This is a genomic window from uncultured Roseibium sp., assembly GCF_947499295.1.
GTDB lineage: Bacteria > Pseudomonadota > Alphaproteobacteria > Rhizobiales > Stappiaceae > Roseibium.
This window is the reverse complement of the sequence record NZ_CANMNP010000001.1, coordinates 319,961-342,882: the sequence shown is the minus strand read 5'-3', so window position 1 is coordinate 342,882 and position 22,922 is coordinate 319,961. Positions and strand designations below refer to the sequence as shown.

Below are 22,922 nucleotides of genomic sequence, written 5' to 3'. Positions count from 1 at the left end.
GGTTAACTGACGCCTTTCGCTATCTCTGCGAGACATGCGTTGACACGCACTGACGCGGTATCTTCACAGCTTTTCAACGCTTCGACGAACTCTGGCACTTCTTGCATCTCGGCAAACAGGTTCATTATAGCTTCACTTTCGTCCCAGTGTGCATAAGGGGCGAAGAAAAGAGACACAGCAAGCGCAGTTTTGCCTACTCCTGCTTGATCTTCGTGACTTGATTTGAGAAGTGAATTCAGGAGATGACTCGCTCGGTCCCTCCACTCTTCTCCTCGGTAGTCGCTTGACCGGGAGAACATAGCTTTCACACAAGCTTCCAGCTTCATGTCATCGAGGCTAAGTAAGTGGTCTAAGAGTATCTGGATGTTTAAATGATCAGTCTGGATGCGTTTCCTGAAAAGGAACCAACATAACTCTCGAAGGTCGCGATCATTGACTGGATTCCTAAGTTGCTCACGAACCCAACTAACGTCACCATCCGACTGAATTTCCGGAGATAACAAAGGAAGATTGTTGAGATAATGACGTGGAAAATCATCACTATTCTCGCAAAGTGCCTTCACATGGTCGTTGGCCTGCTTGCGGGCCAAAAGATACGCGTACCTAAAGAATCCCTCATGAATTGGCCATTTTTTGATATTTTCAAACATTGTGTCAACCGCATTTGGGTCGTCCTTTGACAATCGATTGATCACAAAGTGAGCCAACAAAAAATCTCGCATCTCATCATAGGTGAATGAGATGTTAGATAAGCCCAAAGATGATAGCCCCGTCGGAGGAACTTCTCTGCGAAGAACGATATCTTCTCCAATAAATTTATCTATGATCTGTCTTTGCTCGTTACTAAACCCATTCAGTGCTATTTGTGCGAAGTCCTCAATCGACAACATCTTCGCACAGACTTGATAGAGTGTTGAAATAGCCTCTTGTCGCTTGTCATTGGGGAACTCCTGAATCTTTGTCACAAGGTATCGTTCAAAGATTTCGCCCTTATAGATATCGGGCACGAAACCAATCTCTTGACCTTCGTTGATGTCACAGAAGATCCTAAGCAAGATTAGATCGTCTTGTAGCACCCTTTGGGAGTAATTCGACAAATGACCACGTATCTTAAAGTGGTCCAAATAGGAGGCAAACAGCTGAAGCTTGTTCTCGTCAGACATATTGCTTCTCAGGTCTCGCACGCGGTGCATGAATTCTGAGAACTGGGGGGCAAATAGGCCTGAGAACTTATGATCGAAGAATTCACTACGACAGGAGATAACAACCTTTATATACTCATACTGGCATAGGGCTTCCAAGAAGACTCTCAGCTCAGACACAAACCCATCCAGGTCACCAACTTCGTTGATACCGTCAATAGCGATTATGAATGGTTTTCCAAAGTCGGCAGCGACTGCATTAAGTAGTTGAAAGAGGTCATGTGGGTCACCAAACTCCGGAGAGTAGCGATTGTTCGCAATGTAGGACAACAGACGGTTTGGTCCGGGATAGTCGTTCAGCCTTCTCGCGGGTACAAATATAGTTGGAATTTCAAACTGTCGGAATTGGTTTTCAACTAGGTCGCAAATAAAGTTCGTCTTGCCTTGACCCGCCATACCTGTAATTAGGAAAATTTTCGCGTTTGCAAGTTCAGCCTTTTTTTGGATGTCTTCGAGAGACCGAACCAAGCCCATGCCGCCATATGTCAGACTGTGCCTAAATACCTCCCAATAACCACTCAAGTAATCATGTGAGGCGAAATTTTTCTCTGCTTCTCCTTCGTAAGTGTACGGGAACAAATGCTCCTTCACCCGAGAAATACTATCAAGCTGCGTTTCTAGGCGCGCATAAAGCTCCGGGATCGTTTTGGGATAAGGAGATGCTGTGGCATTTGCTAGATCGAAATCAATCGGCTCCATGTGCGACAGTTTAAGTATTCGATTGTATTGCGCTAGACTGAATTCAGTTAGGGCATCGTCAATCTTCTCGCAAAAAAACAATGGGTTCGCGAAGTATCTCATCTCTTCTTTTGTCTTCGTCGTTTCGACAAAAACGGAAGGAATGTACTTCTTTGAATTTTTTTCATCTTCTATTTTTTGGGCGCTGACATCTAAGAACGCGTTCAGCTCTGTTCGAAACTTGCGACTGGTGTCCTCGGCGACAAAAAATCTCTCAAGAATATCAGCGACGGTCTCCAGTTTTGCGTCAGGAAGCTCGCTCAGTAACTGAGACAGGTTTTGGTAATCGATTATGTCTCGCTCAAGACTGAATTTGATGGAACAACCTGATGCTGCTTCTACAAGTTTCTTTGACGAATAGCTCTTCTGCTTCTCTGTCAGAACGTAGATCAACAAGCGGTCAAATTCGTTTCCAAGATCAAATTCCTCAAATTTCTCAACTGTTTTCAGGGCTTTGCCACTTGAGGCATCAGAGGTGATTTGCAGCGAAGTCCTGCTTATCGAGCATCCCAGATCAATCGCCGGAAAATTCATCTGGATCTTATTTTGGTTCTTGAGCTCTGGGCAATCAAACACGACAGAAAAGACTGGTATCAGTAAGTCCTCAGATATCGTGTTTATGTCGAAAAGCCCCATCGAGTTTTTCACGCGCACATCAAAAGCAAATCGCGCTAGTAGTCCGCTCGATTTTGTCAGGAGTTCTTGTCTTCTCATGGGGCCATTATTTTTCCGTCGAAATGATGCGTTTAGCAGCTTGACCGAAGATTTGAGCGTCAGCTCGTGCTGTCATCCAATCTTAGGGAACATCACTAGTTGGAAAAGGTCAATTTCCAATCGTTGAATTCAGAACCTCGTTTTGCAACTAGAGGTTCGGCAAGCCACAAAATTTCGCAAGCGATGCGAATGACAGCTCAGGGCCGAAAGCGCCTTTGGTTCGCCCTCAATCTGGTGGCCAAATGAAGTTGCGCGCTACAACAGCACGAACCAGTCTTTACGCATGACTACAGGCCTTTCGCTCGGCAACCGAGCAAAAGATCTCAACGACATCCATGTCTTTGAAAAATGGTCGGGCAGGCCGGATTTGAACCGACGACCCCTTCACCCCCAGTGAAGTGCGCTACCAGGCTGCGCTACTGCCCGAACGGACCCTACCTAGCTTGTTCGCTTTGCAAGCGCAAGCAGCTTGTTGCGCTCGTCCTGTGAGATTTTTGAAACCGGTCTAATGGGCTTTACGCGACCGCCAGTCTTTGTCTGCGTGCGCGCTTTTGCTCGATCTTGTCCGTCGCGATCATGCCCCAGGCAAGGCCATAGAGCATGTACATGTGGCGCCAGTGATCGGTGTCGATAATCACCGACAGGATCAGATGCGCCACGAAGACCGCAAAGACGCATTGGGTGAACGCCGTCCAGGGCCGGGACTTGAACAGGAGCGGCACCAGAGCGCAGACTGTCCAGAGCGCCATCGCGATATAGACGAACCCGCCGAGCCAGCCATAGGTGGTGAAGCCTTTCAGGTAGACGTTGTGTTCGTCTTCGGGAAAGTACTTGTTGAACTCCAGCGGACCGAGGCCGAGCGGGTATTCCATCACCATCTGGAAACCGAGCGCATAGCGGGCAAAGCGACCGAGGCGGGCACCGTCATATTCCTGAACGAGCCGCGCGCGCTGGGAAAACATGTCCGACACGGTGTCGATGGAAAGGGCTGCGGCAAGCAGACCGGCACAGGCCAGAATGCCGGCAAAGCCCAGAAACACCAGACGCGCGCGCCGGCGGTTGCTCTGCTCTGTTACGAGCGCAAGGAAATAGACCACAAGAACGGCTGCCACCAGAACGCCCCAGGCACCGCGTGAGAAGCTGAGAAAGATGCCGAGCAGGAGGATGGCAAGCGGCACCAGCAGCGCAAAGTTCCTGATGACGGACTCGCGCAGCAGCTTCTGGATGATCAGCATCGTCGGCAGCACCAGAAACGGTCCGAAGACGTTCGGGTCCTGAAAGGTGCCGCGTGCCCGGCTGTAAAGCGTGAAATACTCAGCGCCCGGAAACAGATTGAAATAGCCGGCAATCCCGATCATCGCCACAAAGACCGCGCTGATCGTGTAACCGTTTTGAATGACACGGAAGCGGTCCGGCTCATCGGCAAGGATAGCGGCATAGAAGATCGCCGTTATCGCCAGGAAGCCCGAGACGGCGATATACATCACCGCATCGCCGAATTCCTGCGCCATCGGGATCGAGGCGACACCACCGGCGACATAAAGCATCATGCAGATGATCAGAGGGCCGAATTCCGGGCGCAGCTTCAGTCCGAATGCCAGCCAGATGACCGACAGCAGCACCATGTAGAGTTCGTAAGGTGCCGGTTCTTCAATAACGAAACCTGACAGGAAGGCTGCAAGCCACAGTGCCGCATTTCCCAGGCTTTTAGCCGGGAGGCCGACAGACGCACGCACCAGAGGTGGGCCGCCATGTGTGCCAGCCATGACGCTCAATAGGCATTCTCCGTGTTGAGCAGGCGGAACGGTGTCAGAAACAGGATCTGCAGATCGAAAAGCAGGGACCAGTTTTCAATATAGTAGACATCGCACTCGACACGGTTCTGAATTTTCTCCGGCGTGTCGACTTCACCGCGCCAGCCGTTGATCTGCGCCCAGCCCGTGACGCCCGGTTTGACCTTGTGACGGGCGAAGTAGCCGTCGACGACGTCATCCCAGGTCTTGTTGTCCGTATGAGCGTTGACCGCATGCGGACGCGGACCGACCAGCGACAGGCTGCCTGCCAGAACGTTGAACAGTTGCGGCAGCTCATCGATGGAGGTTTTTCTGATGAAGCGTCCGACACTGGTGACACGCGGATCGCCCTTGGTCACGACGGTCTTTGCGTCGGGATCCGCCATGTCGGTGTACATCGACCGGAACTTCAGGACGTCGATGACCTCGTTGTTGAAGCCATAGCGCTTCTGCCGGAAAAGGACCGGACCCTTGCTGTTGAGTTTGATCGCAACGGCCGCTGCGATCATCACCGGGAAGAGGGCGACAAGGGCAAGTGTCGCGAACACCAGATCGAAGATCCGCTTGGCGACCATGTCCCAGTCGGCAATTGGTTTGGCGACAACATCCACAAACGGAACCGTGCCGATAAAGGACGCAGCGCGATTGCGGAAACGGACCTTGTCCGTATGGGCCGACAGGCGAATGTCGACAGGCAGAACCCAAAGCTTTCTGAGAAGTTCCAGCACACGTTTTTCAGCGCGCAAGGGGATGCACACAATCAGCATGTCGATGCGGGCAAGCCGGGCGAATTCTACAAGCGCACTGATGTTGCCAAGCTTCTGATAGCCCGCCACCACCGGCGGCGAGCGATCATTTGACCTGTCATCGAAGATGCCGCAAATGCGGATATCGTTTCCCGGCTGGGCTTCAAGTTCGTGTATCAGCTCCGCGGCAGCCGTACCGCCTCCCACGATAATTGCCCGCCGTTCCAACCGGCCCGACGTCATCCAGCGGCGCACAAGTTGGGAGATGATGACGCGGGAAAGGCAGAGCCCTGTCAGTCCAAACACAAACCACGAGCCGATCCATGCCTCCGCCAGCCCGATGCCGACGCCGGTCGTGGAGCGAAGCAGAGCGAACATCGCGAAAACAAGGGTCCAGCCGGCAGCGACACGGCCAAGCTGTGAAAGGCCCTGGCGCATGACCTGGACCTGATAAACATCCGCAGCCTGAAAAAAGGCCAGCGTGAACAGCAGCGCCGCCGCAATTGCAAAGACGTTTTCCAGCTCGAAACCGGAAGGCTCCTGACCTGCAACTGCCGCGACCAAAGCCGACCCGGCGACCAGCAGAATGTCGGTGAGGCGCACAAACCCTGACAGCACGGGCGCCGAAAGCCCCTTGCCACCAAGGCCTTGTGCAATTTCAGCTGCTTCCACGCTCAAGCTGGAGCCATTCCCGGACAGTTTCTGATTGTTGTCGGGGTCGGTGATGCCCTGAAGAGAATCCCGGAATTGCTTTTCCAGCCGGTCGTCCAGGTCGTCAGCGCGTGAACCAACACCTGCCTTTGCAGCAAATGCCTTGGGCTCGATCGGCTCCGTCGGTTTTAGGGCGTGGCTGCTCATGATCTGTTGCTCGACCTCGCCAGTGCTGTTTGCGCACGCGCAACACCGGAAAGACCGTTTGCCGGAGCAGCAACAGACTGATCAGCCGGTTTGATGCCTTTCAGCTCCTGGTAAAGCGTTGTGATGCGATCATTCATCAGCTCGGTCGAGAAAGTCTCGGCCAGACAGCTGCGAAGTTCCTTTGCTCCGTTTGCCATCTGCTCGGGGCTTTCAAGTGCCGCTTCCATCGCAACGGTCAGCTTGCCAATGTGGCCCGGTTCGATCAGTCGATTGGAATATCTGCCGAAGATCTCAGGAATTCCGCCGACGCGGGTCGCAATCAGCGGGCGTTCCGCGGCAACAGTTTCCAAAATGATGTAAGGCATTGCCTCCGCCCGGGACGGGACAACCACATTTCGTGCAAGCTTGAAGGCTTCGCGGGCGGGCAGGGCGCCGTGGAACGTGACGGCACGCTCCAGGTCGAACCTTTTGACCATGTTGCGGTAGCGCTCTTCATCAGGGCCTTCGCCGACGATATGCGCACGTGGGGCATGACCGGTCCTCAAGCGAATATTGTGGAGCGCTTCAATGAAGAGATCCGGTCCCTTCAAATCACGCAGCATACCGATATAGAGGAAATCGGCAGCGCTCTCGTCAACGCTGACCGGTGCAAATTCGGCGGGCGTCAGCCCGTTATAGACAATCCGTGACAACGCGCGCGGTTGACCGACCTTGCTCTCGTAAGCCGCAGCTTCGTAATCCGAGACAAAAACCAGGCCGTCAGTCAGACGCCCAAGCATGCCTTCAATTGTATGATAGACCCGGCCTTCGAACCGGTTCGGATCGTAGTGAAGGCTGCCGCCATGCGGACAGTAAACGCGGGACACCTTCTGACCGCGGAGCTTCAAGATGCTGCCGATCAGGCGCACGTAAGCGCCCCCCTTGGCACCATGTCCGTGCAAGATATCCGGTTTCAGGTCCCGGATATGACGATAGAGCGATAGCGTTGCCGTGAGATCCTTAAAGGTCAGCTGACGCTGCATTGGAAAGCGAGCCAGGCCGAGAGCCAGCTTTGGTTCAAGCTCTTCCACGCCTCGATTGTCGAAAGCGCTGCCCGTAGTGCTATCGCAAATTAAGCCGACATCGTGTCCCGCTTCCGCCTGGGCTGTCGCCAGATCGCGGATATGACGGAAGATCCCGCCGATAGGCGAGCGAACACAATGCACGATCCGCATGGGAGTCGTTGTCATGGTGCAGTTTCCCTGTTCTCGCCCCCGGGTTTCTTATTGAACCTGTGGAGCTCTGAGACTGCACACTAGCAAAGGGAGGTGAGTCCGCGGTTAACTTCGTGGATCTCTAGAAATAGCGTTCGCGGACATAAATTGTGTCTCCAGGCCGGACAGGGTCCGAAATGGGCACACGTCCGTTTAGGATTTCACCGTTGATCTGACGGGTGACATCGACGTTCGATTGCTGTGCCCTGGCCGAAAATCCACCGGCAGTGGCAATGGCATTTTGCACTGTCATGCCGGCCACATAGTTATACTGGCCTGCATTTTGCACCTCTCCCATCAAGAAGATCGGACGATAGGTGTCGATCTCCACGGAGACATCCGGGTCGCGGATAAAACCTTGCCGCAATTTGCCGGCAATCTCTGAGGCAAGCCCTTGCTGGGTCTTGCCGCGAGCCGCAACGCTTCCAACCAGTGGAAAGGAAATATATCCAGCTTGATCAACGACATAGGTATTGGACAGGTCGTCCTGACCAAACACGATGATGCGCAGCCTGTCGCTTGAATCCAAGAGATAGGGCTGTGTCAGTGTTTCATGAAATGCTGTCGGCGGCTGCCTGTACCCGCTGCAAGCAGCAAGGCCCAGGCAGATGCCCAGGACAAGTAGCGCTCTCATTCGCATCAACGACTCTCCTACAATTCGGAGATAGCATCGCGTGTTATGGTTAATTGAGGGTGAAGAGAAAAAAACACTCAAAGGAGGGATGAATGAATCCCCCGGAAAAAAATTAACAGCAGATCTGACGGGATTTGGGACAGTTTAACTGATCGCTTACCCTAATTCGACATAGTTTGCCGGAACCTTGGAGTTTCTAACGATGAATGCTGAGCGGCAGACCCTTCCTGACGACGACATGGCGCTGGACCTGGGCGGTCTATTGCGTGCCATTGGACGGTCACTGAGCTGGCTCTTGCCGCTGACACTGATCGTTGCCGCTGCGGTCTTCCTGGGACTTCAGTTCGTTGCGCCTAAATATAAAGGCGAGGCGCGGATCATTATTGAGAGCACGGACAACAATTTTCCGGGTGCCTCACGTGGTGTGGAAGAAGAAAGAGCTCTGCTTGACGCAGAAGGCGTCGCCAGCCAGGCGCAGCTTCTCATGTCCGCTGATCTGGCTCGCCGTGTCGCCAGCAAACTCAACCTGGCCGCAATACCTGAATTCGAAGCCCAACGGTCGGGCGGCCTGGTAAAAGGTCTCCTGTCGATGATTGGTCTGGGCAGCACCTCTGCCGGCAACAGCGAAGAGGAGAGGGTGCTCAAACACTATTATGAGAACCTGGACATCTATCGTCTCGACGGGTCACGTGTCATCGCCGTCGATTACACAGCCGAAAACCCGGTGCTCGCGGCAAAAGTAGCCAACACTATCGTCGATCAGTACCTCCTGCTTCAATCAAACGCAAAGCGCCAGACCACCGAACAGGCGTCAGCCGCGCTTGAGCCCCAGATCCTGGAGCTGCGCAAGGAAGTGCAGGCGGCAAGGCAGGCGGTTGCCGATTTCAGGGCGCGGGCGGATCTGCTCATTGGTGCCGACAACATTCCGTTGAACCAGCAGCAGCTTGGCGAAACCAGCAGCGATTATTCCGCAGCCCAGGCTGTCAAGGCAGAATCGCAGGCCAAGGCAGATCTCATCCGTGAGCTTTTGAACTCAGGCGGGTCGCTCGAAACCGCCAGCGACGTTCTCAATTCTCCCCTGATCCAGCGTTTGCGTGAACGGCAGGTCGAAATTCAGTCCAATATCGCCGAGCTGTCCATCACTCTGTTGCCAAGCCACCCGCAGCTAAAGGCGCTTAAGTCGCAGCTGGGTGACTACGACAGACAGATCATATCGGAAGCACGCAAGATCCTTCAGGGACTGGAAAACGATGCCAAGGTCGCAGAACAGCAGGCCAAGGCACTGGAAACGCGTTTGGACAATCTGAAAACGGCTGCCGCAAAATCCAATGCGGATCAGGCCCGTCTGGCAGAACTTGAGCGCGAGGCCAATGCCAAGGCGATGCAGCTTGATCAACTGTTGCTAAGCTATCAGGAAGCGGATTCGCGGTTGAGGGCGCTGGTGCAGCCTGCTGACGCGAGGGTCATTTCCCAGGCGGCCATCCCGGTGGAGCCTGATTCTCCGAAAATCATGTCCAGCACGATTATCGCAACGCTTGTCACATTCATTCTTGGTTGTGCCTTTGTCCTGATGCGCGAGTTTTTGAGCGGCAATGCCCTATACCGCATGAACCAGGTCGACCCGGCATTTGCCGGTGCATCGCAGGATCAATCTGGCGAGCGCGTCGCTTATGCGTCACCGGAAACCGGCCGCTCGAGAAACATCGGTCCAGGACCAGACGACAGTTTGGGTTGGGAGCGAGGGTATAGCCAAACCATTTCCAACTATCGGATGGACACCGGTTTCCGTGAAGCTGAGCGACCCGGCGCACTCGGTGACAATGACGACCACACTGTAGCCGAGGCCAGAAAAGGCCGGTTCGAAGACACACCTGAAAAATCGACTCGGTCAGGCACCGAGCATGGGCGCAAGAAGCGCAGCCTGCGTGACCGCAACAGCTATGATCACGACGTTGCACCCGACTGGATCGGGAGCATGCGCGGCAAGGAGGCGAATGAAGTACCGGAACCGGTCACTGACGATGGCTCTGCGCGCGAGACGAAGACTGCTTTCGACGCGGCGAAGGGAGCGATGGCTGCCGCAGCGCTAGGGAAAAAGCGCCGCTTGAAAAACGAAGAAGACGACTTTCCAGCAACTTATGCCGACGAGGTTGAACCAAGTGGCCGCATTGTCGTTCTGAGTGTCGATGACGACGCTCTGTCTCACGACCTGGCGTTTGATCTCGTTCGCAAGGCCGCAGGCTCGAGCCGGTCCGCGTTGATTATGGAAGTCTTTCCGGAACAGTCCAATCCGAAGGCTGCTGAAGGCTTCGCCGATATTGTTGCAGGCCACGCGGCCTTCGCAAAGGTCGTCTACCGTGACGCAGGATCAAAGGCCCATATTATTGAAGCAGGGCGTGAAGCCATTACCGACGACATGGTCAACGCTGAGCGGTTCAAGCTTGCCTTGGAAGCGATTGATTCAACTTATGAAACCATCGTCGTCGATTTGGGCGCCATCGATGGGACCCTGGCCAGCGCCCGTATGTTGAGCTTTGCGGACAGGGTTCTGATTGCCGCCAGTGCGCCTGACCAGGGACATGAACTGCAAAGCGCGGCCAATCTCCTGGCGCACAATACCGGGGCAAAGGTGGAAGTGGTGATTGCAGGTGGCAAGGGACCCCGTCGTAACGGAGATGGCCACGCGGCTTGAAGATGAAGTCGTTCCAGCGGATTGTCCTATCCGCGACTGCTCACGCCGGCTTTCAATTTCCTTAGGCGCCGGACCAGAGGCCAGAGAACGTCCGAGTTACGGATGCCCGCTTTGATCTGCAGTCGGAACGCATCCTTCTTTTTCTGCAAGATCCCTTTCCAGGTAAACGCCATTGCAAGGTCTTTGAGCGGGACCGCCTTGGTCCAGGCTGTTTTGTATCGTTCCTCTCCAAGGCCGAGGTCGAGAACGTTTAATTGCTCAGAACCGCAGGCGTATTCGACGATTTCCTTGATCAGCACCAGGCCAGGGCTGTTTGGCAACATGTCGTCATGTGCAACGCTGTTGCTATAGGCGTAAAGCGTGCCGTCCTGTTCCACGCACAGATAGGTCGCGCGAATGGCGCCCCCGGTTTCCAGGAACCAGATATCCATCGACTTTGTTTGTTCACCCAAAGCGGATGGTATCAATCCTAGGAGCCGCGCCAGAAACCCCTGAGCTTCGGGGCTTGAAAATGCATTGGGAATTCCGGCCTCTTCAGCCCGTTTTTCGCGCTGATCCAAAAATGCTTGGAAGGCATGAACCACCTGCTCAGGCTCGACAGCCCTTCCAACGCGATAGTCGCCGCTTGCCTGCAGGTGTCTTTGCTTGCGCAGCAGGTTCTTGCGTGATGACTTGCTGTGCGTTTCCCGAAAGAATGCGTCGAAGGCCTCAGGAAGATCCTGAACGAAGATGGGACTTGGACTTTGTGTCGCAGATGCGTTGAGCAAAGGGTGCGGCCGGCCGCGCCAGTGTTCAGGAATGTTCGATAGACTGACTACGTCCGCTCCAGTCTGGATCTGAACGTCTCGCATAATGTCCGCGATCTGCGTCCTGGTCACTTCGCTATAAAAGTTTGGATCCCATAAACCGGTGTTTTGGTTGCCATTTTGATGGCCAAGAAACGTAAGGGTGCTGGCAAGTCCTCTGCGCTCCAGCGCAAACGGCAGGATTGCGGCAGGCTTTCCCTCGACCTGGATCACGACGATGGCGGCCTTGATCTTGCGTTCTTTTCCAATGGTTTCAATCCATGATGAAAGCCATTCGGAAGACTGGTACGGGTTTCTACAATCTGCAGTTCTTAATTGTTGCCAGTATGGTAGCGCTTCGCTAAGGCTATTGAGAACGGTGAGGTGCCAAGGGCTGGAAGTTGAGGTCACAGACTTTTCCTCGACCTCATCAAAGATCGTTTGAACACGATTGTTACACTCGGATAAACCATTTTGAACGATCATGGGGCTTAGACCGTATCGCACGCTAGAAGATCAGATTAAGTCTCGATAGATTTAGCAATAATTGTTAAAGAAACGGTGCCTAATTGGCACCTTCTTCACAAATGGGCATCACGCCAGATGAAAGTTCGGCACAAGTCAGTTTCACGCGCTTTCCGGGTCCTGAAAGGGACCGGACTCGATCGCGTTCTGGCGCCGTTTACGCAAGGGTGTGGTGCAGTCTTCATGATGCACCATGTCAGGCCGGCCCGTACAAGCGCGTTTCAACCAAATCGTCATCTGGAGATCACCCCTGAGTTTCTGCGCCTGGCCGTGGAACGGATCAGGGCCAACGGGTACGAGATCATCGCGCTGGACGAGGCCGTCGATCTGTTGAAATCAGGATACGGCAATCATCGCTACGCCGTTTTGACGTTTGATGATGGGTACAAGGACAATCTTGAGGTTGCCTATCCGATCCTGAAAGAGCTCGAAGCACCGTTTACTGTTTTCATCACCAGCGGCCTGATCGACCGGACATGCGAGTTATGGTGGCTGGCGCTGGAAAAGATCATTGCTGAAAACGATGAGGTGATTTTCAGCCAGGCCGGTGAGGCCAGCGGTCTTCCCTGCGCAAGTCTAGATGACAAGATCGCCTGTTTCGACAAGATCGTTGATTACCTGACCCTGGAAATAGGTGAATACGACCAGCGGAAAATCATTCGTGCCCTTTCTGAGAAATACGGATTGGACCTTGCCGCGATGGCGGACGAACTGATGATGACGTGGGATCAGGTGCGAGAACTCTCTTCCGATCCATTGGTTTCGATCGGCGCTCACACACATGAACACTATGCGATGGCCCGGCTTGAGGCCTCTGTAGCTCGCGCTGATGTTCTCAAAGGTCTGGGGCGGCTTGAAGAAGAGCTTGGCCGGCGTCCAAAGCACTTTGCCTACCCTTATGGGAAGTCGCACGCTGTCAGTCTGCGGGACGCTGAAATCGTCAGGGAAATTGGCTTTGCCTCTTCTGTGACAACGTTGCCGGGGGTTCTTCAGTCCGCCAACGCACGCGACCCCATGATGCTGCCACGGGTGTCGCTCAACGGCCGGTTCCAGGATCCCGGTATCGTTGATCAGTATCTGACGGGAGCACCTTTCGCGCTTTACCGGGCGGCTCGGTGGGCTGCCTCTGGATTTGGGGTCAGGTCCGGCTTTTCCCGCCTTTTTCCATCCACCAGATGATGGCACCGGCCGGAACCACCCAGACCAGGCCGGCAATTGCAAAATAGATCAGTCGTACGATGGATGAGGCCCCCTGCAGTGTGATGTCACCTATCACCATCGCTGTGAGCGCATAAATCACTACGAACACGACCAGCAGCACCATGCCAACGAATTTTCTGAACGAGGGGACCATTTGCAAGGGTTTCCATTATCTTTCGATGGATTGTGATGGCTGTCACAGACACGCTCCGCGAGTGTCCCGTAAATCTTGCTTCATAACGGAAGACATCCGGCGCAGCTTATAGCCCGGATCTGCTTTTTGCGGCAAGCGGCCCGAACTGTTTGACCGGTTCGTTCGTCGCCAGATTGAGACATTTGAAATTTCTGACTTGGCGCAGGGTTATTTTTGGGCCCGAGCGAGCTGACCCGTATAACGTTTTCGAAGGGGCAGAAGCGCTTTCATGTGCGTGGAAGAGCGTTGGTCATTTGATTTTGGCCTTGCGACCCGGATCAAGTCATCAACGGCAAGGTGTTTGACATGATCAATTCTTCAATAGGCATTACAGGTTCTGTCGGGCGATGGGGAAAAAACGGCCAACTCGATGTCGTCGCAGTGCAAACGCGACTGAATGAACTCATGGGTGGTTCGCGCACAAACCTTGTTCCTGATGGTATCAGCGGAAGGAAGACGCGCGGAATGATCGCTGACTTTCAGATCAGCGTGGTCGGATTCCGGCATCCTGATTCCCGTGTTGATCCAGCAGGGCGCACAATAATTGCAATGAATGATCCGAACTCGGCGTCGGTGTGGCAAAGGATGAGCATTCCCGATCTGCCGGACGACAACGGCCCGTCAGGTGGTGGATCATCGGAAAAGCCGAAAGAGGAGCCAAAACCGGCAACGCGCCCGACAATGGTACCGCGTGCGTTGACTGACAAGGAAATTGCCGCGACCAAGCCTGGTGGGTTTTTAAGGTTCGCAGATGCGGCCTCGCCGGGTGGGTTTGCCACCGTCAAGGCTGGCGAAACTTGGCTTGCGCCTGAAGGCAAACGCCTGATCATCCATGCCATCGAGTATGAAACGCGGGAAGGCGGCAAACTCAAACCCAACGGCATCATCACCTACCAGCAGATCACATCCGACATTGCAACGGCAAAAGAGGGGGTGATCTATCGGCAAAACAGGGAGGGCTTTGTCACAGATATTCTTTACGCAGGGATTGCGCATGCGGGGAAGAAACTGAAGTCCACGCAAGTCCTGATCGAGATGGAAATGGAGTTTTTGCTTGCGGTCGCTTCTGCCAATCCGTTCGTCTTTGCCGCCGATACCGGGCTCAAGGTTGCCGAGTGGACAGCCAAGAACAAAGACAACTTTCCCAAATGGGCAAAGGCCGTCAGCCTTGTTCTTGCTGCGCGAAAGACGCTGAAAACGTATGCTCCGACCCTGTGGGACAAGATCGTGGACGCTGCCCTTTTTGCGGCATGGAAAGGAACAAAGGCAGCTGTTGCCATGTTCGGAGAAGATGTGGCTCGCAATATTCCGGAGGCGATGGCAGGGGACACCAAAAAGATCACCAAACTTGCAGGATCTCTTTTGGGCTCCATCGGCAAGAGTGGCTTCAACGCGCGCATGACGGCACTTCGTCTGGTTTGGACCATTTTGTCGAGTGTTGTCATGAAGGCACTGACTTCTGTTCCGGCGGCGGTAAAAATCACGGCGACCGAAAAGAAAAAGGCTGCTCTGGATCTGGTCTCGTCCCTCAAGAAGGCAGGAGTTGCCCTCACTGAAGGTGATGCTGCGACAATTGTCGAAGAGGTGGTTAAGAACGCTGATGAGGTGAACAGCGCAATCAAGAAGCTCAAAGCGGGCTACGATGCCATTCGCTAGCGGCTGGTGGGCCTTTCGGCAGGCGTGAACTCTGAATTGCGGCTGGTTCGAAGGCGCGTCCCGGTTGCGCGTCAGGCCTGAACCGCACGATATGTCATTGGAATTGGCACAAAGTGTCTCAGGCTCCTTGCCGACATGCTGCAGCCCCTATATTTCGGCATCCAAGGGATTTATTGGAAACGTGACAGGGCCGGGGCTGGTTTATGAACGTCATCGCAGACAGCGCTAAGGAAAGCACAGGTCAATTGATTCCAGCCAGAAGACAAAGGATCCAGCAAAGCCGGGCGATGATCCGCTGGTGGCTCTATATGGTGTGCGCTTTGATCCTGGCGATGGTTGTTGTCGGCGGGGCAACCCGTCTTACGGAATCGGGCCTGTCCATCACCGAGTGGAAGCCCATTCATGGCGTCATTCCGCCTTTGAGTGAAGCTGAATGGGAAGAAGAGTTGGAAAAATACCGGCAGATTCCCGAGTATCAGCTCATCAACAAGGGAATGAGCCTGGAAGAATTCAAGTTCATCTTCTGGTGGGAATGGGGACACCGGCTGTTGGGCCGGTTCATTGGGGTTGCCTTCTTCGTCCCAATGGTTGCGTTCTGGGCAGCGGGAAGGATTGAACCGTGGCTGAAGCCGAGGCTCCTGTTGGGACTTGCTCTGGGCGGATTGCAGGGTTTTGTCGGCTGGTGGATGGTGGCTTCGGGTCTGGTTGAGCGTGTTGATGTCAGTCAGTACAGGCTGGCAGTGCACTTGACGTTGGCCTTGATAATCTTTGCCTATCTATTCCGGATTGCGCGACGTTTGACCCCACTTTCGGAGCCAACCGAAACAGAAACGGCGCGACTATCAGGACTGAGTAAACTCGTATTTGCATTTGTTTTCCTGCAAATATTCCTGGGTGGTTTGGTTGCCGGCCTGAATGCCGGGCTGACGTTCAACACCTGGCCACTCATGGACGGTCAGGTGATCCCGAAGGGGCTTTTCATTATGGACCCGATCTGGCTCAACTTTTTTGAGAATGTCATGACGGTCCAGTTCCAGCACCGGATTACCGCTTATATTCTGGTGTTTATCGGCCTGGCGCTAACGGTCGCCACCTTCCGTGTCAGCAGCCGTCCAGCGTTGCGCCGGGCTGGCGCACATGTCGGCGGTTTCATTTTGCTTCAGGCAATCTTCGGGATCTTGACGCTGATGTGGCATGTTCCGCTTTCAATTGCATTGGTTCACCAAGGGTTTGCAGTGATTGTCCTGGCGGCTGCCGTGGATCACTTGGCCCTGTTGAAGGGGCCTTACCCGTTGCAAAACAAGGCCTAGTCTGCAAAGAGTGGATCTCCGGCGTTGACGTTTCGACTATCAATTGCAGCGCAATCCGCTCTCGCCCATCAAAGAGGAGTGCTCCGACAGTGATCAAGTAAAGGCCAACTGAAAAATCGCCTTCGGCCAATTGGATTTACTTGCGGAGCACATCATGCAACCCATCATCTATGACGTGGCTGTCTCAGTTGACGGCTTTATTGCCGGTGCGGACGACGACATCACGAAATTTGCCCATGAGGGCCCCGTTGTTGAGGACTATTTTGAGCGCCTCTGCACATACGCCATCGCAGTCATGGGACGGAACACCTACGAATTTGGCTACCGATTTGGGCTTGAGCCGGGAGCCAACCCGTATCAGAACATGAGGACCTATGTTTTTTCCCGTTCGCTGGAGCTTCCGGAAGAAAGTGACGTGGAAGTGGTTGGAATAGACGAACTCCCAAAGATCAAAGAGCTGAAGGCGAAGGCACCGGGGCCAATTTACCTTTGCGGGGGAGGGGAGTTCGCAGGCCACCTCCTGAGCAATCGCCTGATTGACACCCTTCGTTTGAAGCGAGCCCCGATCCTTCTGGGCAGGGGCGTCAAGCTGTTTGGTGGCGTTGGTGACGGTTGCGAGATGGTCAACACAACAACGCGCACCTACGATGGGGGCTATATGTTTCAGGAGTTTCAAGTCCAACCCTAGACAGAAGAAAGCCCGCCAAATCGGCGGGCTTTTTATTGATCCGGTTGGGAAGTCTACCCCGAAAGGGCTTGGTCCAGATCGGCGATGATGTCATTGACGTCTTCCAGTCCCACAGAAATGCGAACCACATCGGGTCCGGCCCCTGCTGCGACTTTCTGATCGTCGGAGAGCTGACGGTGCGTTGTCGAAGCCGGGTGGATGATCAGGCTGCGTGTATCGCCAATATTGGCCAGGTGTGAGAAAAGCTCCACCTTGGATACGAGATTGACGCCCGCATCATAGCCGCCCTCAACGCCGAAGGTGAACACGGCACCGGCGCCTTTGGGCAGATATTTCTGCTGCAAAGAGTGGTGCGTGTCTTCGGGCAAGGCGGCATAGGACACCCAACTGACCTTATCGTGACCCGACAGATGAAGAGCAACCTTCTTGGCGTTGTCGCAGTGTCGCTGCATGCGCAGCGGCAACGTTTCGATGCCAGTCAGGATCATGAACGCGTTGAACGGCGAAATCGCAGGGCCGAGATCACGCAGGCCAAGGACGCGGCAAGCGATGGCAAAAGCGAAGTTGCCGAACGTCTCGTGCAGCACGATGCCCTGGTATTCCGGTCGAGGCTGCGAGAGCAATGGATAGTTACCACTGGCAGACCAATCAAAGCTGCCGCCATCCACGATAATGCCGCCCATGGAGTTGCCGTGACCGCCCATAAACTTGGTCAGGGAGTGCAGCACAATATCTGCACCGTGCTCGATCGGGCGGCAGAGATAGGGACTAGCCATTGTATTGTCGACGACAAGCGGAATGCCTTTGGCCTTTGCAAGGGCCGCAATGGCTTCGATATCAACGACGATACCTCCCGGATTGGCCAGGCTTTCGATGAAGATCGCCCGGGTCCGATCGTCAATTGCCGCTTCGAACGAGTTGATGTCTGCTGGATCGGCCCACTTTACACCCCAGCCGAAGCTTTTGAAGGAGTGGTTGAGCTGATTGATGGAACCGCCATAAAGCTTGTTGGCCGCAACGATATTGTCGCCGGGCTGCATCAGCGAGTGAAAGCACAGAAGCTGAGCGGAGTGGCCGGATGCTGTTGCCAGGGCGGCAGTACCGCCTTCAAGAGCAGCAACCCGTTCCTCAAGCACAGCAGTGGTCGGATTGGTGATGCGCGTATAGATGTTGCCGAAGGCCTGCAAACCGAACAGGGAGGCCGCATGGTCAACATCGTCGAATACAAAAGATGTTGTCTGGTAAATTGGTGTTGCCCTGGCACCGCTCGATGGATCAGGCGCAGCGCCGGCATGGATGGCAAGCGTGGAAAAGCCCGGAATGTTTTCGCTCATTTATTAACCTCCCTTTTGGATTGGCGGCCAGTTTGACCGAAGGCCTCGGGCAGGTCAAAGCAGGATTTTCCGATTTCCGGACGGGAGTAAAAATTGAAGTTCCGAAAACGCGATCAAGGCGCAAAACGGACTACTGATTGGAGATATCGTCCCCCTGGTTCAGTCTCATTAGAAAATAGACACCGAACACCAGGGCGATCGCCAGAATGGGCAGGCACAGTGCCAAGAGGACTGTGTCACTTACCAAGGGAACCATGAGCACCTCCTGTGCTTATGAATTGCGGACCCGCAACCACGAGTGTTGACCCGCCAATATGGACAAACAGGAAAATTCGTTCTTTGCATTTGTGCAAAGATCAAGGAAACATCGCGTCAAACAAGCCTAAATCTTTAAGCGCGTTTGGTTTGCGATGAACGCCTTTCCGACCCTTTGACCTGCCGATGGAACCCTTTTTCGGTCCAGCTTTCGTCGCGGTTGGCGAAAGGTGACCCAGGTTTTGCGCGGTTTGAGATCACAAACAAAACGAATGACACCAGGCCGGCCATCGCCATCAAAACCAGTTCAAACGCCGTAAATAGGGTCGGTTCCTGCATTCTGTCCCCTCTTCGAACATGTTTCCGGACTTGATGTCCGGTTGAAAGGGTTTGGTCGACAAGACGTCATCCAAACCAATTACATGCAGTGTCGAAGCTGGCAGCATTTTTCTAACCGTCTTTGTCCCCGGACAGTCCTCGGTGCTGGAACCCGGATTTCAGGGAAGGGCGTTTCGAAGACAAAGTCCTTGAGTTGACGCCCGCCCAACCGATCTCACCGGACAACCGACCATATTCGATCTTGGGACAGCGGTTCATAACCACCTTTATTCCGGCATCTTCGGCTCGTTTTGCGGCCTCATCATGGCGAACCGTCAATTGCATCCAGATTACTTTCGGCAACTTCTGGTTCGAAATGACCTGGTCGACAATTTGTCCCGCGGCTTCTGAATTTCTGAAAATGTCGATCATATCGGGAATGGCCGGCAGATCTTCCAGCGACGCATATACTTTCTGGCCAAGAATTTCCTTTCCAGCCTGACCGGGGTTGATGGGCCAAACGTCATAACCTTTTGAAAGCAGATACTTGAGTACAAAAAATGACGGACGAACTGAGTTCGCGCTTGCGCCGACCATGGCAACAGTTTTGACCTCATCCAGGATGCCTTTGATGTAGGCATCGGAATATCCGTCGTGATTCATCGTCAAAGTATCCCTTTTCTATATCGCGCCATCCAATGCGAAACCGGGGGATGCTGCAAGGGCGACAGAGTGCACATAAGGTCAAATTTTCGAAAAAGCGCACGCGCGGTCAGGCAGCTCGGTCCGAAGCAGTCTAGACAAGGTGAGCCAAAGACAAGGTACAGGCTTGGGAAACTTGGATGAAGGCAATCAAAAAGCGTTTTGAGGACACGTTGAAAGAGATCGATACAACACTCGATAGGCCCTTGGATATTGCTGTATTGGCGGCCAATGCAGCCTATTCCAAGTTCCACTTTCAGCGGTTGTTCTCTGCGTTATTCGGTATGGGAGTTGTCGATTATCAGCGCCTTATGCGGTTTCGGCGCGCCGGTATTCAACTCGCGTTCCGACTGGAGACACCTATCACCGAGGTTGCCTTCAACACCCATTACGAAAACCTGGAGAGCTTTTCCCGCGCCTTCAAGCGCGTCTTCGGTCAGAGCCCGAGCGCGTTTCGAAAGTCGCCCGATTGGTCGAGCTGGCAAAGTGTCTATCAACCGATGTTGGATTTGAAAGGAGAATTCATGTCGAGCGTTGAACTCAGTGCCGAACAAGTGCGAATCATAACCTTTGAAGAAACACGGATCGCAGTTCTGGAGCACTGTGGACCGCCTGCGCAAGTTCCTGCGTCCGTTCGAAAATTTGTTGCCTGGCGCAAGGATTTTGGTACGCCACCTTCAAGGAGTGCGACCTATAACCTTTGTTACGATGATCCAAAGACAACGCCAGCCGAGGCCTTTCGATTCGGCATTTGCTGCCAGGTCGACAAGCCAGTTGAGAAAAACCCTTTTGAGGTCGAAACCGGTCGTATTCCCGGTGGGCGCTGTGCGGTTTTCCGGCACAAGGGTCCGCTGCAATACGCTGACAACGCAATCCGTGAACTCTATGGGAAGTGGCTTCCGTCTAGCGGCGAAGACCTTCGGGACTTTCCACTTTTTGTCGAACGGGTCAGCTTTTTTCCGGATGTGGCCGAGCACGAGGCAATCACGGATATTTATTTGCCGCTTCAGCAGTGATGTACACTCTCAAGCATTCAGGAGAGGTTTTCCGCCTGTTGAGCGCGCAGTTCCTTTCGGATAACCAACTTTAATCCCGACCAGGTTGCATCTACGGCGCAGACCTTTACGTCGACAAGGCCGATTGGCAAGCAGATATCACGAATGACGTCTTCGGTGACGGTTGTCGGCACCTTGCTGGCTTTTTTAGGCCAGGAGATCCAGATCATGCCGTCAGGAGCCAGACTTTCTCTGAGCTGTGAGAGTTGAGTTTCCAGATCCTCGCGCTCGGTTATGAAGACATGGGCACATTCCAGACCCGGTTCAGCGCTTGTGAGCAGCATCAGGGCTGGCTCCTGCACCGTCAGTAGCTCGGCGATTTCCTGTGGCATTCCCTGTCGCCAGCAAGTCATCCCGGGTTTCAGTCCGAGCTTTGCCGCAAGGGGGCGGCCGGAATAGCCAGCTTGTGTCATGGTCATTCCCAGTTCACTGAAACACCGGTCACCTTAAGTGTCGGTCCACTCAGGTTTGCGCTTTTGCAGGAACGCGGAAATACCTTCCTCCGCATCATTTGCCATCATGTTTTCAACCATGGTCTCAGCGGCAAAGTCGTATGCCTCGGCAAGCGGCATTTCCAGCTGACGGTAGAAGGCCTCTTTCCCGATCTTGAGAGTTTTTGCTGACTTGGATGCAATGACTTCGGCGTATTTCTGGACGACCTGCTCCAGATAGTCACCAGGAACGATGCGGTTGATCAGACCGAAGTCCTTGGCGGTCGATGCGTCTATGCTTTCTCCGGTCAAAAGCATTTCCATTGCCTGTTTCGGAGCCACATTTCTCGACAGGGCAACCATTGGTGTAGAGCAGAATAGACCGATATTGACACCCGGTGTGCAGAAGGTTGCCGTATCCGTTGCAATCGCAAGATCACACGATGCAACCAGCTGACATCCGGCTGCCGTCGCAACGCCTGTCACCACAGCTATCACGGGCTTCGGGTGCCGGACGATCTGCTGCATCAGGTCCGAACACTGCCGCATGATTGCCTGGTAAGTTTCTTTTCCTCCGTCGCTTTCGGCCCGCGCGGCGGTCAGTTCCTTCAAATCGTGACCGGCACAGAACACCTTGCCTTCCGCACCCAGCAGAACGACACGCGCATTCGGATCGGTTTCTGCTTTTGTCAGTTCATTCGACAGCGCGCTCATCATCTCTCGTGAAAGCGCATTCATGCGTTCCGGACGTTGCATAACGATGCGGTAAACGCCTTCGTGAAGAAGCGTGGAAAGCAAGGGCTTTTGGGCGTCGTCATTCGCTGCGGCTTCGGACATGGGGCACTCCGTGAACAGATCCTTTGTTGGTCTTATACCTGATCCGATCCTGGCTTCCATAGCAGTGTGTTCGATTGGAACACCCTGTAAAGTTTCCGATCACAGATCCTTTATCAGGCCTTTGAAGCGGGCAGCTGACGGGTTGCGCCGGATCAGTTATCCTTGCTTGATGTGGAAGATTGCCCCATTCCGGTCCTGGACCGGCGCATTGCTGGGACTTCTTGCCCTTCTTGCTCCTGCTGCAGGGCAGGAAAAAGTCGATGTTGCGCTTGTTTTGGCGGTCGACGTTTCCCGCTCCATGTCACCGGAAGAACTTGACATTCAGCGCAAAGGCTACGCTGCGGCAATCTCAAGCCCTGAGGTCGTCCGCGCGATCGAGCTGGGTGCGCACGGTCGGATTGCACTGATGATGTTCGAATGGGCCAACGAAAACCACGCCCGCGAGATCGTCGGCTGGTCTGTTATCGAAACGCAGGAAGATGCGTTGGTTTTCGCCGATAAGGTTCTGAAGGACAGATCATTCGGACAACGCCGTACGTCCATATCGGGCGCTATCCGGCATGCTGCCGCCATACTTGCCGATGTGCCTTTCGAAACGTATCGCAAAGTCATCGATATTTCAGGTGATGGACCGAATAATCAGGGGTTGCCGGTGACGCCTGTGAGAGATGCCGCACTGGAGGAGGGGCTTGTTATCAACGGGCTTCCATTGATGACCAAAGGCGGCATTGGATTTCAGTTCAATATTCCTGACCTAGATGAATACTATCGCCGGTGCGTGACCGGCGGCCCGGCGAGTTTTGTGATCCCTGTAATCGAGTGGGCTCAATTTCCAGATGCGGTGCGCCACAAGCTGATCCTGGAAATCGGCGGACGGGTGCCGGCTGAAGTGCCGAAGGTCCTCAAGGCGCAAATCCGCTTTGGGGAGCCCTATGATTGTCTGATTGGTGAGAAAATTTGGCGGCGGCTGCGCCAACAGTATTTTTGGGATCCGTGAAGACCG

At 54.0% G+C, this 22,922-nt stretch carries 20 protein-coding genes and 1 tRNA gene; 7 read left to right on the top strand and 14 right to left on the bottom strand.

Features of this window, described 5'->3' with window-relative positions; translation table 11 throughout:
- Positions 1-2 precede the first annotated feature (2 nt).
- From Q0835_RS01585 to Q0835_RS01560, 6 genes are all read right to left on the bottom strand, one after another.
- A complete protein-coding gene (locus Q0835_RS01585) occupies positions 3-2,654 on the bottom strand; it encodes an SMEK domain-containing protein (protein ID WP_298958014.1) in 2,652 nt (883 codons plus the stop codon).
- A 349-nt stretch (positions 2,655-3,003) separates the two neighbouring features.
- Positions 3,004-3,080: transfer RNA gene (locus Q0835_RS01580), tRNA-Pro, on the bottom strand.
- An 89-nt stretch (positions 3,081-3,169) separates the two neighbouring features.
- The gene (locus Q0835_RS01575; protein ID WP_298958593.1) at positions 3,170-4,420 is read right to left on the bottom strand and encodes an O-antigen ligase family protein; all 1,251 of its coding nucleotides are present in this window, start codon (positions 4,418-4,420) and stop codon (positions 3,170-3,172) included.
- A 5-nt stretch (positions 4,421-4,425) separates the two neighbouring features.
- The gene (locus Q0835_RS01570; RefSeq protein WP_298958013.1) at positions 4,426-6,051 is read right to left on the bottom strand and encodes an undecaprenyl-phosphate glucose phosphotransferase; all 1,626 of its coding nucleotides are present in this window, start codon (positions 6,049-6,051) and stop codon (positions 4,426-4,428) included.
- Positions 6,048-7,280 carry a glycosyltransferase family 4 protein gene (locus Q0835_RS01565; RefSeq protein ID WP_298958012.1) on the bottom strand — a complete coding sequence of 411 codons (1,233 nt, stop codon included), beginning with the start codon at positions 7,278-7,280 and terminating at the stop codon, positions 6,048-6,050. The genes Q0835_RS01570 and Q0835_RS01565 overlap by 4 nt, the downstream gene beginning before the upstream one ends.
- A gap of 106 nt (positions 7,281-7,386) precedes the next feature.
- Positions 7,387-7,944: a polysaccharide biosynthesis/export family protein gene (locus Q0835_RS01560; RefSeq protein WP_173006068.1), complete on the bottom strand. Its 558-nt coding sequence runs from the start codon at positions 7,942-7,944 to the stop codon at positions 7,387-7,389.
- A gap of 196 nt (positions 7,945-8,140) precedes the next feature.
- Here Q0835_RS01560 and Q0835_RS01555 point away from each other — a divergent pair, with 196 nt between their 5' ends.
- Positions 8,141-10,630, top strand: coding sequence for a GumC family protein (locus Q0835_RS01555; RefSeq protein WP_298958011.1), 2,490 nt, complete (start codon positions 8,141-8,143; stop codon positions 10,628-10,630).
- A gap of 26 nt (positions 10,631-10,656) precedes the next feature.
- On the opposite strand, the gene Q0835_RS01550 is transcribed toward Q0835_RS01555, so the two are convergent.
- Positions 10,657-11,826, bottom strand: a complete 1,170-nt coding sequence (locus Q0835_RS01550; RefSeq protein ID WP_298958010.1) for a GNAT family N-acetyltransferase — start codon at positions 11,824-11,826, stop codon at positions 10,657-10,659.
- A 192-nt stretch (positions 11,827-12,018) separates the two neighbouring features.
- Here Q0835_RS01550 and Q0835_RS01545 point away from each other — a divergent pair, with 192 nt between their 5' ends.
- Positions 12,019-13,119 (top strand): polysaccharide deacetylase family protein, encoded by a 1,101-nt coding sequence (locus tag Q0835_RS01545; protein WP_298958009.1) that lies wholly within the window; start codon positions 12,019-12,021, stop codon positions 13,117-13,119.
- On the opposite strand, the gene Q0835_RS01540 is transcribed toward Q0835_RS01545, so the two are convergent.
- Positions 13,079-13,294, bottom strand: a complete 216-nt coding sequence (locus Q0835_RS01540) for a DUF2842 domain-containing protein (protein WP_298814783.1) — start codon at positions 13,292-13,294, stop codon at positions 13,079-13,081. The two genes, Q0835_RS01545 and Q0835_RS01540, sit on opposite strands and share 41 nt — an antisense overlap.
- 345 nt (positions 13,295-13,639) lie before the next feature.
- On the opposite strand from Q0835_RS01540, the gene Q0835_RS01535 reads away from it, so the two are divergent.
- From Q0835_RS01535 to Q0835_RS01525, 3 genes are all read left to right on the top strand, one after another.
- Positions 13,640-14,989: a hypothetical protein gene (locus Q0835_RS01535; protein ID WP_298958008.1), complete on the top strand. Its 1,350-nt coding sequence runs from the start codon at positions 13,640-13,642 to the stop codon at positions 14,987-14,989.
- 203 nt (positions 14,990-15,192) lie between these two features.
- Positions 15,193-16,299 (top strand): COX15/CtaA family protein, encoded by a 1,107-nt coding sequence (locus Q0835_RS01530; protein ID WP_298958007.1) that lies wholly within the window; start codon positions 15,193-15,195, stop codon positions 16,297-16,299.
- A gap of 154 nt (positions 16,300-16,453) precedes the next feature.
- On the top strand, positions 16,454-16,987 hold the full coding sequence (locus Q0835_RS01525) for a dihydrofolate reductase family protein (RefSeq protein WP_298958005.1): 534 nt from the start codon (positions 16,454-16,456) through the stop codon (positions 16,985-16,987).
- A 53-nt stretch (positions 16,988-17,040) separates the two neighbouring features.
- On the opposite strand, the gene Q0835_RS01520 is transcribed toward Q0835_RS01525, so the two are convergent.
- The 4 genes from Q0835_RS01520 to Q0835_RS01505 form a co-directional block, all read right to left on the bottom strand.
- On the bottom strand, positions 17,041-18,321 hold the full coding sequence (locus Q0835_RS01520) for an O-acetylhomoserine aminocarboxypropyltransferase (RefSeq protein WP_298814771.1): 1,281 nt from the start codon (positions 18,319-18,321) through the stop codon (positions 17,041-17,043).
- Positions 18,322-18,451: 130 nt separating this feature from the next.
- Positions 18,452-18,577 carry a hypothetical protein gene (locus tag Q0835_RS01515; protein WP_298958004.1) on the bottom strand — a complete coding sequence of 42 codons (126 nt, stop codon included), beginning with the start codon at positions 18,575-18,577 and terminating at the stop codon, positions 18,452-18,454.
- Between the two features lie 134 nt (positions 18,578-18,711).
- Positions 18,712-18,915, bottom strand: coding sequence for a hypothetical protein (locus Q0835_RS01510; RefSeq protein ID WP_298958003.1), 204 nt, complete (start codon positions 18,913-18,915; stop codon positions 18,712-18,714).
- A gap of 111 nt (positions 18,916-19,026) precedes the next feature.
- Positions 19,027-19,557, bottom strand: a complete 531-nt coding sequence (locus Q0835_RS01505) for a CoA-binding protein (protein ID WP_298814766.1) — start codon at positions 19,555-19,557, stop codon at positions 19,027-19,029.
- 179 nt (positions 19,558-19,736) lie between these two features.
- Here Q0835_RS01505 and Q0835_RS01500 point away from each other — a divergent pair, with 179 nt between their 5' ends.
- Complete coding sequence (locus Q0835_RS01500; RefSeq protein WP_298958002.1) at positions 19,737-20,612, top strand: AraC family transcriptional regulator; 876 nt, start codon at positions 19,737-19,739, stop codon at positions 20,610-20,612.
- A 17-nt stretch (positions 20,613-20,629) separates the two neighbouring features.
- Here Q0835_RS01500 and Q0835_RS01495 read toward each other — a convergent pair whose 3' ends face one another.
- Positions 20,630-21,070 (bottom strand): DUF3052 family protein, encoded by a 441-nt coding sequence (locus Q0835_RS01495; RefSeq protein ID WP_363324437.1) that lies wholly within the window; start codon positions 21,068-21,070, stop codon positions 20,630-20,632.
- A 27-nt stretch (positions 21,071-21,097) separates the two neighbouring features.
- The gene (locus tag Q0835_RS01490) at positions 21,098-21,919 is read right to left on the bottom strand and encodes an enoyl-CoA hydratase (RefSeq protein WP_298958001.1); all 822 of its coding nucleotides are present in this window, start codon (positions 21,917-21,919) and stop codon (positions 21,098-21,100) included.
- Between the two features lie 10 nt (positions 21,920-21,929).
- Between Q0835_RS01490 and Q0835_RS01485 the strand changes: the two genes are divergently transcribed.
- Positions 21,930-22,916 carry a DUF1194 domain-containing protein gene (locus tag Q0835_RS01485; protein ID WP_298958000.1) on the top strand — a complete coding sequence of 329 codons (987 nt, stop codon included), beginning with the start codon at positions 21,930-21,932 and terminating at the stop codon, positions 22,914-22,916.
- The last annotated feature ends 6 nt before the right edge of the window (positions 22,917-22,922 follow it).